Below are 12,595 nucleotides of genomic sequence, written 5' to 3' on the forward strand. Positions count from 1 at the left end.
CGGATCACAGCGCGTTACATGTTCTCGTCTTCAAGATCTGCGTCGTCGTCACCGCCGAGCAGCGCGCCCAGCAGGTCGGCGGCACCGGTGTCCTCGCTGTCTTCGCCGGTGAGGATCTCCTCGGGCACGTCCTCGACGCTGAGCTCCTCGATCTCGCTGTCGACAGCTACATTGGAGAACGCCTCGTCATCCACCACTTTGGGGATGCCCATATCCTCGTCGTCGAAGTTCTGTTTGAGGTCGATCTCCTCGCCGTCTTTATCCAGCACACGGATATCCAGCGCCAGCGACTGCAGCTCTTTGATGAGCACCTTGAACGACTCGGGCACACCGGACTGGGGCACGTTCTGGCCCTTGACGATGGCCTCGTAGGTCTTGACACGGCCCACCACGTCGTCGGACTTGACGGTGAGGATCTCCTGCAGGGTGTAGGCGGCGCCATAAGCCTCCAGCGCCCAGACCTCCATCTCGCCGAATCTCTGGCCGCCGAACTGGGCTTTGCCGCCCAGGGGCTGCTGGGTGACCAGCGAGTACGGGCCGGTAGAACGGGCATGGATCTTGTCGTCGACCAGGTGATGCAGCTTTAAGAAGTACATATAGCCGACGGTGACCGGGTTGTCAAACGGCTCGCCGGTGCGGCCGTCGTACAGAACGGTCTTACCGTCCTCGCGCAGACCGGCCTCGCGCAGGGCATCGCGGATGTCCTCCTCGTGGGCGCCGTCGAATACGGGGGTCATCATCTTCCAGCCCAGCGCCTTGGCGGCGCGGCCCAGATGGACCTCCAGCACCTGCCCGATGTTCATACGGGAGGGAACGCCCAGGGGGTTGAGCACGATGTCCAGCGGAGTGCCGTCGGGCAGGAAGGGCATATCCTCCTGCGGCAGAATGCGGGACACGACGCCCTTATTGCCGTGGCGGCCGGCCATCTTGTCGCCCACCGAGATCTTTCTCTTCTGGGCAATGTAGCAGCGCACCACCATGTTGACGCCGGGGCTGAGCTCGTCGCAGTTCTCGCGGGTGAACACCTTGACGTCGACCACGATACCGTACTCGCCGTGGGGCACCTTCAGCGAGGTGTCGCGCACCTCGCGCGCCTTCTCGCCAAAGATGGCCCGCAGCAGCCGCTCCTCGGCGGTGAGCTCGGTCTCGCCTTTGGGGGTGACTTTGCCCACCAGGATATCGCCGGCGCGCACTTCGGCGCCGATGCGGATGATGCCGCGCTCGTCGAGGTCTTTGAGGGCCTCTTCGCCCACGTTAGGAATGTCGCGGGTGATCTCCTCAGGGCCCAGTTTGGTGTCTCTGGCCTCAGTCTCGTACTCCTCGATATGCACCGAGGTGTAGACGTCGTCGCGGACGATCTTCTCGTTTATGAGGACGGCGTCCTCGTAGTTGTAGCCCTCCCAGGTCATAAAGCCGATGAGCGCGTTTTTGCCCAGCGCGATCTCGCCGTTGTCAGTGGCGGGGCCGTCGGCCAGCACCTGGCCCTTGACCACTTTTTCGCCTTTGTCGACTACCGGGCGCTGGTTGGTGCAGGTGCCCTGGTTGGAGCGCATAAACTTGATGAGCTTGTACCGCTCGAGTTTTCCCTCGTCGGTGCGCAGCAGCACCTCGTCGGCGCTGACGGCCTCGACCACGCCGTCGTGTTTGGCCAGCACGCAGACGCCGGAATCGACGGCGGCTTTGTACTCCATACCGGTGCCCACCACCGGGCTCTCGGTCTTGAGCAGCGGCACTGCCTGCCGCTGCATGTTGGAGCCCATCAGCGCGCGGTTGGCGTCGTCGTTTTCGAGGAAGGGGATCATGGAGGTGGCCACCGAGAGCACCATCTTCGGCGATACGTCCATGTAGTCGACCTTGTCGCGACCGATCTCGAGGATCTCGTCGCGGTGGCGGGCGTTGACCTTTTTGTTTTTGAAGTGGCCCTCTTCGTCCAGCGGCTCGTTGGCCTGGGCCACCACGAAGTTGTCCTCCACGTCGGCGGTCATGTAGACCACCTCGTCGGTGACGACGCCGGTGGCCTTATCCACCTTGCGGAAAGGCGCCTCGATAAACCCGTACTCGTTTATTTTGGCAAAGGTAGCCAGGTAGGAGATCAGGCCGATGTTGGGGCCCTCAGGAGTCTCGATGGGGCACATGCGGCCATAGTGGCTGTAGTGCACGTCGCGGACCTCGAACCCGGCGCGATCGCGGGACAGGCCGCCGGGGCCCAGGGCCGACAGGCGGCGCTTGTGGGTGAGCTCGGCCAGGGGATTGGTCTGATCCATAAACTGCGACAGCGGGCTGGAACCAAAGAACTCTTTGATAGAGGCCACCACCGGACGGATGTTGATGAGGGCCTGCGGGGTGGCACTCTCCAGCTCCTGGGCCTGCAGGGTCATGCGCTCGCGGATGACCCGCTCCATACGGGAAAAGCCGATGCGGAACTGATTTTGCAGCAGCTCGCCCACCGAGCGGATGCGGCGGTTGCCCAGGTGATCGATGTCGTCGGTGGTGCCGATGCCCTGCGCCAGGCAATTTAAGTAGTTGATAGAGGAGAAGATATCGTCGATGATGATGTGCTTGGGCACCAGCTCGTCTTTTTTCTGGGTGATGAGCTCTTTGAGCTCCTCGTCGCCCTCAGCGGCCTCGAGGATATCCAGCAGTACCGAGAAGCGGACCTTTTCGCGGATGCCGCACGCGGCCGGGTCGATGCCGGGCACGAAGTGGGCCAGATCGACCATGCCGTTGGAGATGACCTTGACCTGGCGGCCCTCTACGTCGAGCACCACTGTGTCCTGGCCGGACTCCTGGATCTGCAGCGCCTTTTCGCGGGTGAGCAGCTCGCCGGCCTCGGCGATGATCTCGCCGGTCATGGGGTCGATGGCGGGCTCGGCCAATTTTTGGCCGGAGATGCGGTCGCCCAGGGCCAGCTTTTTGTTGTACTTGTAGCGGCCCACCTTGGACAGGTCGTAGCGGCGGGCGTCGAAGAAGAGATTGTCGATATGGGTCTGGGCGCTCTCGATCGTCGGCGGCTCACCAGGGCGCAGCTTGCGGTAGGTCTCGAGCAGGCCCTCCTCGGTGGACTCGGTGGTGTCTTTTTCCAGGGTGGCCATGATCTTGGGGTCCTCACCGAAGAAGTCGATGATCTGACTGTTTTGACCCAGGCCTAATGCGCGGATGAAGGTGGTGACGGGGATCTTTCTGTTCTTGTCGATGCGGACGTAAAAGATGTCGTTGGAGTCGGTCTCGTACTCCAGCCAGGCGCCGCGGTTGGGGATGACGGTGGAGGTGAACAGCTCCTTACCGGTCTTGTCGTGCTCCATGCCGTAGTACACGCCGGGGCTGCGCACCAGCTGGGAGACGATGACCCGCTCGGCGCCGTTGATGACAAAGGTGCCGCTGTCGGTCATGAGGGGGAAATCCCCCATGAAGATCTCCTGCTGCTTGACCTCGCCGGTGACTTTGTTAAACAGCCGGGCGGTGACCCGCAGAGGGGCGGCGAAGGTGACGTCGCGCTCCTTGCACTCCTCTACCGAGTACTTGGGCTCGTCGTCGAGGCGGTAGTCCACAAAGTCCAAAACCAGATTGCCGGTGTAGTCGGTGATGGCGGACACGTCCTCAAATACCTCTTTGAGGCCCTGCTCCAAAAACCACTGGTACGAGTTTTTCTGCACCTCGATCAGGTTGGGCATCTCCAGTACTTCGTTGATCTTGGAAAAGCTCATCCTGACGTTTTTACCCAGCTTGGTCGGCTTGACATTCACCATAGGCTCGATCACTCCTTCATCTATTGAACATCCCTCATTACCGGTAAATCCGATAAAAAATGATGTTGATTTCACGGCGGGTTCATGCTATAATACTTGTGCGAGAGCTACAAATATCCATTTTGATACAGTATATCATTATAGTATAGATATCTCCTGATGTCAACCGATTTGCACGGGAAAAGTTGCGATTTTAGCGACTTTTTCCGTTTTTTTGATCTACTGCAACAGAGCAGAGCGACACCTGGCTTTTGGTGTCGCTCTGCTCTGTGCTCATTACAGTGACGGGCGGTGGAGTGCCCGTTTCTATTTGTCGGGTGGGGTCTGGGGAGGTAAGGGGCGGTCAGGGCAGGGCGATGTCGCCTTTCTGTGTTTTCAGCAGCATTTTGCTCCGATCATCGCGGGTGTAATGGGCGGCGGTGGTAAAGCTGTTTTTACCCTCGACCGTTTTGCCGGCGCGGGTGACTTTGCCGTCTTCGGCCAGGCAGTCGACTGCGTAGGTCTCGGCCAGCTGGCGCTGTTGGGTGATGCTGCCCTTTTGCGTGATGGCGGTGGTGGGGCAGGCGTATTTCCCCCGCCCCACATCCAGCAGGATATCGCCGCTGTCGATGTTGACTGTGGCCTGCTGACTGCCGCCCTGCAGCGACACGTCGCCCGTACCGCCAATGACCGAGATGACCCCGTTATCCTGCAGGCGGCTGATTTCGACCTGGCCACTGGTGCGCCTGATATACAGCTGGCCGGCCTTGACGTCGCTGGCCTGCAAGTCGCCGTCGAGCTGCAGCCGGGCGATATCTACCTGCAGCTTTTGCAGCTTGACTGGACCGCCGGCACTGGCAAAGTTGAGTGTTTTGCCCCTCTGCGGAGTGGCATTTTGGTAGGTGCTCTGACCCCGCTCATTTTGGTAGTCCATCTCGCTCACATAGACTTCTAGCAGACTGCCGTTGCCGCGGCCGAGCCTGATGGCGGCCTGCTGGGCGCTGATGTCGTGCAGCTGTATATCGCCCTGACGGGTGTCGATCTCTAAATCATCGGCCTCCAGGTGATCGACGAGCACGTCGCCTTTTTGCAACACACAGCTCACCGTACTGCACCTGCGGTACGGCAGCGTGATGCGTACCTGACTGCGTTTTTGCCCGCGCGGGTCCAGCAGCGTGGTGCCCACGCCGCGGCCCTGCGATGCTGTCTCGCCGATCGACAGGATACCGTCCTTGACCTTTACATCGGGCGAGCGGAGAGATCCGTAGCACACCGTTTCTACCGAGAGCTTCTCCCCGTGGACGATCTGCACATCAAAATCATCCAGATGCAGCTGGATGCCGACGGCCCTGCTTATGCCCCCCTCTTCAGGGTAGCTGATACGGCTGCGCGGGGTATCTTCTACTATGAACAGGCCCTTCTGATCGGCTGCCACCCACAGGCTGGAGCCGGAGAGATAGCCCGCACCCATGAGTACCAGCCCGGCGGCAGCTATGGCGACTGCGGCGATACGTATTCTTTTTTGGCGATCAGCGGCCATGTGCAGTCACCTCCTCTGCTGTTTGCCGACCGGCGGGCGGGGTATTCCTCTTGCGGGGGCGGGGCAGCCGACCGGAGAGCGCCGACAGCGCCAGCAGCGCACCGCCGGAAACGAACAGGCCAAGACCCAGGTAGAACAGCGCCCCCATAGGCCCGGTCGAAAACAGCGTGAGGCTGAGGATGACCACCGCCACCCCGCACAGGAGCAGCCACGCCGAGAGCACAAACAGGATGCAAAAACCCGCGATCCGCAGCCGCTCCCGCTTGTGGGGCGATTTTGAAACGCGCCTTTCTGACCGCCGGCGGCGGTATGCCCCCCACTTTTGGGCTGCCGCTGCCAGCCACTGCCGCCAGCGGCCGGCTGACGGGCTCTGGCCGTTTTCCTCGAGAATGCGGTCAGCCAGCTGTCGCGGGTCACCCAGCTGGGCGATCACCTCCTGCTCGGCATCCGCTCCTGCGTCCTCGAAATAGTCGACGTAGTACAGCAGCGCACTGGACCGCTCTTCGGTGGAGAGCGTATCCAGACAGGTCTCCAATCTTTTAAGGTACTGCTCTCTATTCATCGCCACAAAGCCCCCTCAACAAAATATCGTCTATCCGGTTCTTGTAGGCCTCCCACTCGGTCCGGTACTGCTGCAGTTTTTCACGCCCCTGGGGGGTGATGGAATAATAGCGGCGGTTGCGCCCCTGAAAGGCCCGGTCGTAGGTGGAGAGACTGGCCTCTTTTTGCAGGCGGCGCAGCACCGGGTACAGGGTCGACTCGGAGATCTGCAACACGCCTTTGACCCGCTGGGTGAGGACATAGCCGTAGGTATCTTCCCGGTCCAGTACCGCCAGCACGCAGCACTCCAGCAGCGCCGCGCCGGTCTGAAAGATCATCTGCTCGCCCCCTTATTATTTCTACAACTATATTATATCAAATATAATATACACTTGATACTGGTAGCTGTGCCAATCTTGACCTCTGTTTTCTGGCACTGTATACAGGGGTAGACGCATTACTGAAAGGTACGGCGCCGCTCTCCCCTATTTCTGGTGCAGTGGGCAGTTCTTGCCGCCACTGCACCAGTGAGCCGGTTGTGAGCCGACTTGCTGAGCAGCCGTTCTGCGGTTCTGCGGGCCGTGTGTTGTGTGCTATGTGCTGTATGCTGGATGCTGGCCGGGTGAGAACACGCAGACGCGCAACCGCCCCAAATCGCTGCGAGACGGTAAAGGTGGCGGCCAGCGAGACCGCTCCGGCGCCCGCAGCGGGGCAAAATAAAGAAACCGCCCGCGACAGTTACATCGCGGGCGGTTTTTTAACATATGGTGTGCTGCGGCGGGGCAGCAGACGGACACTAGTCGGCCAGACTGCCCTGCAGGGCCTCGACCAGGCTGGTCATGCCATCGGTGATGGCCCGGCGCTGCTGCTCGGTGAGGTTTTCGTAGGCGTTTTCCTCGGCGGTGGCCAGTTCATCTAGCAGGGGAAAGGCAAACTGTTCCCCTGCCGGGGTGAGAGCCACCAGCTTGCCCCGGCGGTCGCTGTCGTTTTGCTTGCGGTGTATGTACCCCTTTTTCTCGAGGCCCGAGAGCAGAAAGGACACCGTCTGCTTGGGCAGGGCGGTCTTGTCGCAGATGTGCTTTTGGGTGCAGCCCTGGGGGTTTTCGCGGATGATGTCCAGCACCAGCACGGTGTTAAACTGCACGCCCCGACGGGCGGCCCATGCGCCATACAAACTGTCGATCATAAACCAGTTCTCGTAGTAGCGGCGGACGTGGTACTGGATATCTTGACTCTCGCTCACGGCGGTAGTTCCCCTCTTTCGTATAGCTGTGTATAAGGCGGTCAGTCGTCGGCAAACTGGTCGATGGTGTATGAGGCCAGCTGGGCGTTGACCGAGTCGGCGATCTTGCCGAATACGCGGCGCACCTTGCAGTTGCCCGCGCTCTGACACTCGCAGTCGCTGTTTTGGTCGAGGCACTTGGAGATGGTGACCGGCCCCTCGATGATCTCGACGATGTCGCGCAGCGATATCTCGGCGGCGGGCTTTTGCAGCTCGTACCCGCCCTGCGTGCCTTTATAGGAGCGCACCAGGCCCCCGGCCACCAATTTGCTGAGTATCTTCAGTGCAAAGCGCAGCGTGACATCGGTGGCTTCTGCTATTTTTTTGGCCTCGGTCCGGCTGGTGACGGTAGCCAGATGCCGCACGATGCGCACCGCATAATCGGTCTCCCGGGTAAAAACCATTTCTCGCAACTCCTTGCTGTCAAAAGTTAACCAAATTACTATACATTCTGTATCCAGTATAGAACAGCAACTGCGATTTGTCAAACGGGAGCGGACATATGGGCTAGTCTAAAAAGTCTTTGAGCTTTTTGCTGCGGCTGGGGTGGCGCAGCTTGCGCAGAGCTTTGGCCTCGATCTGGCGGATGCGCTCGCGGGTGACGTTAAACTCTTTGCCCACCTCTTCCAGGGTGCGGCTGCGGCCGTCCTCCAGGCCAAAGCGCAGCCGCAGCACCTTTTCCTCGCGGGGGGTGAGCGTTTGCAGCACCTCGCCCAGCTGTTCGCGCAGCAGCGTGTGGGAGGCGGCCTCGGCGGGGGCGGGGGCGTCGTCGTCGGGGATAAAGTCGCCCAGGTGACTGTCCTCCTCCTCGCCGATAGGGGTCTCGAGCGACACCGGCTCCTGCGCCACCCGCATGATCTCGCGCACCTTTTCGGCCGGCATGTCGAGCACATCGGCGATCTCTTCGGCGGTGGGCTCGTGGCCATTTTGGTGCAGCAGCTGGCTGGAGACCTTTTTGACCTTGTTGATGGTCTCGACCATGTGCACCGGGATGCGGATGGTACGGGCCTGGTCGGCGATGGCGCGGGTGATGGCCTGACGAATCCACCAGGTGGCGTAGGTGGAGAATTTAAAGCCCTTGGTGTGATCGAACTTCTCGACAGCTTTGATGAGGCCGAGATTTCCCTCCTGGATAAGGTCTAAAAACTGCATACCACGGCCCACATAGCGCTTGGCGATGCTGACTACCAGGCGCAGGTTAGCCTCGCTCAGGCGCTTTCTGGCGTAGGGGTCCCCCTCGCTCATGCGCTTGGCCAGCTCGATCTCCTCCTCGGAGGTGAGCAGCTGCACGCGGCCGATCTCTTTGAGGTAGACTTTGACCGGATCGTCGATGTTGGCGCCGTCGGCAGCGGTGGCGTAGCGCTTGCCCTCCTCAATCTCCTTGTGGGAGTACTTGCTCTCGGCAGTGCTCACCAGCTGGAAATCGGCCTCGGGATCGATGTCCTGCTCGGTCTCGAGATCGTCGACGATCTCGACCTTTTTGCTCTCGAGCAGCTCGTAGAGCTTGTCCACCTGCTCCACATCGAAATCGTATTTCTCGATAAACTCGGTGAGCTCCTGGGTGGTGAGCTTGCCTTTTTTGGCGCCGATCTCGGCGATGGTCAGCATGCTAGCGGTGTTTGCCGTGTTGTCCATTTTTGCCATACGTCTTTTCTCCCTATTCTCCTGCGTGTTGGTGTCTGTATATGGGTGCGGGGTGCTATGTCCGCTTATTTTTTTGCTGCCGCAGCTGGCGCATCATCTCGGCCCAGTCCGCGTCGGGGGTGTGGGCGATGGTCTCGCTGTCGGGGCGGCTGCTCTCTTTTTTGAGCAGCCCGATCTTCTGGTCGATCTCCTCGATGTCGATGTGCAGCGGCGCGGTCTCGGCGATGATGCGGGTGACCCGGGCCAGCTCCTGATCGGTGAGCAGCTGGGCTAGGTAAGACAGGTCACCGGTGAGACCGGCATCGAAAGCGCCTTTGAGCAGGCTGTACACCCGGCGGTTAAAATCGGTGACAAAGTCGCGCTCGGCCAGCTGGGGGTAGATGCGCCGGCCAAAGGCGACATCGCGCAGCAGCGCGGCGATGAGGAACTCCTCGGCGGTGTTGGCCAGCGGATTTTTAGCCGCCTGGGGATTTACCTTGTCGCGGTAGTCGATGGCGCTGCTGAGCAGTTCGCTGCGCTCTTTTTTCTTTTGTTTGCGGTAGTGCTGCCGCCGCAGCTGCTCTACCTGCTCGAGCACCCCCTGCTTGGTGGCCCCGGCCCGCTCGGCCACCACCCCGGCGTAGATGTCGCGCTCGGCGGGGGTGGGCAGCGCCGCCACGACCACCGCGGCGTCTTTGATATATCCGGCGCGGCCAGCCGGCTCTTTTAAGTCGTGGCCGGTCTCGGCCCGCTGCAGCTCGTACTCGGTGGAGCCGCGGGCATTTTGCAGCAGGCGCTCAAAGCGCAGATTGCCGTATTTTTTGATGTACTCGTCGGGGTCTTTGGCCTCTTGCCGGGGGATGTGCAGCACCCGCGCCTTGATGCCGGTGGGCGCCAGAATGCCGATGGCCCGCTTAGTGGCGATCTGCCCGGCCTCATCGGCGTCGTAGGCGATGGTGATGGTGTCGGCGTACTGGGCGATGAGCCGGGCCTGGTGGTCGCCGATGGCGGTGCCCAGGGTGGCCACCGCCGTGCAGAAGCCGGCCTGGTGCATGGCGATGACGTCCATGTAGCCCTCGGCCAGAATATAGGCGCGATCTTTTTGCCGCTTGGCAAAATTGAGGGCGAACAGATTGCGGTTTTTGTGAAAGGCCGGCGTCTCGGCGGTGTTGAGGTACTTGGGCTTTTCGTCGCCCATGTTGCGGCCGCCAAAGCCGATGACGTTGCCGCGCAGATCGATGATGGGGAACATCACCCGGCCGCGGAACTTGTCGTACACGCTGCCCTTAGACGAGCGGGCCACCAGGTCCGCCGCCAGCAGATCGCCATCGGAAAAGCCCTTTTTGCGCAGCGCGTCGCGCAGGGCATTCCAGCTCGACGGGGCAAAGCCCAGGCCGAAGTGCTTGATGGTCTCGATGCTGAGACCGCGGCCCAGCAGGTAGTCGAGCCCCTGCTTGCCGGCCGGTGAGAAGATCGCCGCATAAAACCAGCGGGCGGCGGCGCGGTTGGCCTCGAGAATGCGCAGCTTGAGCTTGCCCATCGAGTCGTCGACCCCCTGCTCGGGCATCTGCATGCCGGCGCGCTGGGCCAAAAACTTGACCGCCTCGATATAGTCGAGGTTCTCGGCGGACTTGATAAAGGTGATGACGTCGCCGCCGGCACCGCAGCCAAAACAGTAGTAGGACTGGGTGTCGCGGTAGACCACGAAGGAAGGCGTTTTTTCAGAGTGGAAGGGGCACAGGCCCTTGACGGTATTGCTGCCGGCCCGCTTGAGGTCGACGTAGGAACCGACCACGTCTTCGATGTCGTTTCGGAATTTCAGCTCGGTCAAAAAGCTCTCGGGCAGCAAGGCGCTCCTCTCCTTTCGTCAAAATCTGCCTCCCGGGCAGAGCTATACTGGTGCTAACGCGCCGTGTCGGGCCGCTACTCTCCGTGCCAAAACTGGGGGACGTACAGCCGCTCGAACAGCTGGACGGCATAGTCGTCGGTCATGCCCGAGAGATAGTCGCACACGGCGCGATCGAGGCCCCAGCGGTCAGCCAGCTGCTGATATCGCGGCGAGAGCGCATCGGGGTCGCTGACAAAGTGTTTATAGAGGGTGATGATGAGCTGTTCTGCTTTGCTCTCCTCTTTTTTGGCCACCGGGTCGGTGTACACCACATCGAACATAAACTGGTGCAGCCGCTGATAGGCGGTGTACACCTCCTCCCCCATCCAGATGCGCGCACCGCTGTTTTCCAGCAGCGAGCGCACCAGCGTGGTGATGCGCTGATTTTTGCCCCGTCCCAACACCGCCACACTGTCGTAGGGCAGCTCGTTTTCCTGCAGGATACCGGCGGTGATCGCGTCCTCGATATCGTGATTGATATAGGCGATGCGGTCAGCGTAGCGCACCAGCTGGCCCTCCAGCGTTTTGGCGCGGACACCTTTGGTATGGCAGGCGATACCGTTGCGCACCTCGTAGGTGAGGTTGAGACCGCGGCCGTCTTTTTCTAAAAAGTCGACTACCCGCACGCTCTGCAGGTAGTGGCGAAAGCCGGCGGGACAGACCTCGTTGAGCGCCCGCTCACCGGCGTGGCCAAACGGCGTGTGCCCCAGATCGTGGCCCAGGGCGATGGCCTCGGTCAGGTCCTCGTTGAGACGCAGCCCACGGGCGACGGTGCGGGCGATCTGCGAGACCTCCAGCGTGTGGGTGAGGCGGGTGCGATAATGATCCCCTTTAGGGGACAAAAACACCTGTGTTTTGTGTTTGAGACGGCGAAACGACTTGCAGTGTAAGATGCGGTCGCGGTCGCGGGCAAAATCGGTGCGGATATCGCAGGGGGCAGTAGGGTGCCGCCGCCCCCGCGAATCGGCGGCGCACACCGCATAGGGTGACAGCGTCTGCCGTTCGGCCTGTTCGCTGCGGCTGCGGATGGTGGTGTCGATGGGTGTCACCTCCCCTATGTATATGTAGGGCAGTTTTTATAAACTGCGTTGGGTACAGGTACGATATATGCGTGGGGATCGCCGCCGGCGCAGACGATGCCCCTCTAACAAGCTTATACGCAAAAACGCGGGCTATCCCTCTTTTTTTGCAAAATTACAAAAAGAGCCGCTATTTTATCGGCTTTTTGCCAGGAGTGCACCGCCATCTCGCGCCGCGCGCAGTGCGGCGGCTACAGATAGGAAAAGTGACTCTTTATCTTTTTGGGCACCACCCGGCCATCGGTGCGCTCGGTGACCTCGTCTACCAGGCGCTGGTAGTCGCTGCCCTTGACGGTGAGCGCCAGTGTGACATCCACCTCGAAACGGGTGTCGCTTATCTGCAGCGTGTAGCCGGGCAACATATTCTGTATGACGCCGTAGAGATTATAGGGCACGGTGAGCACACAGTCGATGCAGGTGCACATGGTAATGATATCGGCGCCGGCCACCGCCAGCGAGGCGGCTTTAGAATAGGCCCGCAGCAGCCCGCTGGCGCCCAGCAAAACGCCCCCGAAATAGCGGGTGACCACCAGCAGCGCATCGGTGATCTGCGCCTTTTGCAGCACCTCTAATATGGGGCGGCCAGCAGTGCCCTGCGGCTCGCCGTCGTCTGATGAGCGCTCGACATGATCGGTGCGCAGCCGATAGGCATAGGTGTGGTGCCGCGCTTCGCGGTGCTGCTTTCTTACCTGGGCGAGCAGCGCGTCTACCTGTTGCTGGTCGGCCGCTGGAAAGAGCTGCCCGATAAAGCGGGACTTTTTTTGCTCGTAGAGCGACTGGGCGGCACCGCCGGGAGTGCGGTATTCCTGTAGCTGCAGCGCATCTGCCATGGTCCTCTCCTCTCTGGCCGCGGGCGGCCGGCAAAAAAAGAAAGGCGGTGCTTTTTTAAAAAACACCACCTGCTAGACTTTTGTGAAA

Annotated in this window: 10 protein-coding genes; all 10 read right to left on the reverse strand. The window is 60.8% G+C overall.

From position 1 onward, the window contains the following. Positions 1-14: 14 nt before the first annotated feature. The 10 genes from rpoB to C6Y32_RS08660 all read right to left on the reverse strand — a co-directional run bounded on the left by rpoB (position 15) and on the right by C6Y32_RS08660 (position 12,507). The gene (rpoB, locus tag C6Y32_RS08615) at positions 15-3,746 is read right to left on the reverse strand and encodes a DNA-directed RNA polymerase subunit beta (RefSeq protein WP_105204901.1); all 3,732 of its coding nucleotides are present in this window, start codon (positions 3,744-3,746) and stop codon (positions 15-17) included. Between the two features lie 343 nt (positions 3,747-4,089). Next, on the reverse strand, positions 4,090-5,265 hold the full coding sequence (locus C6Y32_RS08620; RefSeq protein ID WP_105204902.1) for a DUF4097 family beta strand repeat-containing protein: 1,176 nt from the start codon (positions 5,263-5,265) through the stop codon (positions 4,090-4,092). After that, the gene (locus C6Y32_RS08625; RefSeq protein ID WP_105204903.1) at positions 5,255-5,827 is read right to left on the reverse strand and encodes a DUF1700 domain-containing protein; all 573 of its coding nucleotides are present in this window, start codon (positions 5,825-5,827) and stop codon (positions 5,255-5,257) included. The genes C6Y32_RS08620 and C6Y32_RS08625 overlap by 11 nt, the downstream gene beginning before the upstream one ends. After that, a complete protein-coding gene (locus tag C6Y32_RS08630) occupies positions 5,820-6,143 on the reverse strand; it encodes a PadR family transcriptional regulator (RefSeq protein ID WP_105204904.1) in 324 nt (107 codons plus the stop codon). Before C6Y32_RS08630 ends, C6Y32_RS08625 begins: the two co-directional genes overlap by 8 nt. 458 nt (positions 6,144-6,601) lie before the next feature. Beyond that, positions 6,602-7,048: a MarR family winged helix-turn-helix transcriptional regulator gene (locus C6Y32_RS08635; protein WP_105204905.1), complete on the reverse strand. Its 447-nt coding sequence runs from the start codon at positions 7,046-7,048 to the stop codon at positions 6,602-6,604. 41 nt (positions 7,049-7,089) lie between these two features. Then, positions 7,090-7,491 carry an RrF2 family transcriptional regulator gene (locus tag C6Y32_RS08640; protein WP_105204906.1) on the reverse strand — a complete coding sequence of 134 codons (402 nt, stop codon included), beginning with the start codon at positions 7,489-7,491 and terminating at the stop codon, positions 7,090-7,092. Positions 7,492-7,594: 103 nt separating this feature from the next. Beyond that, positions 7,595-8,722 carry an RNA polymerase sigma factor RpoD gene (gene rpoD, locus C6Y32_RS08645; protein WP_105204990.1) on the reverse strand — a complete coding sequence of 376 codons (1,128 nt, stop codon included), beginning with the start codon at positions 8,720-8,722 and terminating at the stop codon, positions 7,595-7,597. 64 nt (positions 8,723-8,786) lie between these two features. After that, positions 8,787-10,559 carry a DNA primase gene (dnaG, locus tag C6Y32_RS08650; protein WP_105204907.1) on the reverse strand — a complete coding sequence of 591 codons (1,773 nt, stop codon included), beginning with the start codon at positions 10,557-10,559 and terminating at the stop codon, positions 8,787-8,789. 74 nt (positions 10,560-10,633) lie between these two features. After that, positions 10,634-11,647 (reverse strand): deoxyguanosinetriphosphate triphosphohydrolase, encoded by a 1,014-nt coding sequence (locus C6Y32_RS08655; RefSeq protein ID WP_243562638.1) that lies wholly within the window; start codon positions 11,645-11,647, stop codon positions 10,634-10,636. 221 nt (positions 11,648-11,868) lie between these two features. Beyond that, positions 11,869-12,507 (reverse strand): IMPACT family protein, encoded by a 639-nt coding sequence (locus C6Y32_RS08660; RefSeq protein WP_129589423.1) that lies wholly within the window; start codon positions 12,505-12,507, stop codon positions 11,869-11,871. Between the last annotated feature and the right edge of the window lie 88 nt (positions 12,508-12,595).

Source organism: Neobittarella massiliensis (ex Bilen et al. 2018) (assembly GCF_900289145.1).
Taxonomy (GTDB): domain Bacteria; phylum Bacillota; class Clostridia; order Oscillospirales; family Ruminococcaceae; genus Neobittarella; species Neobittarella massiliensis.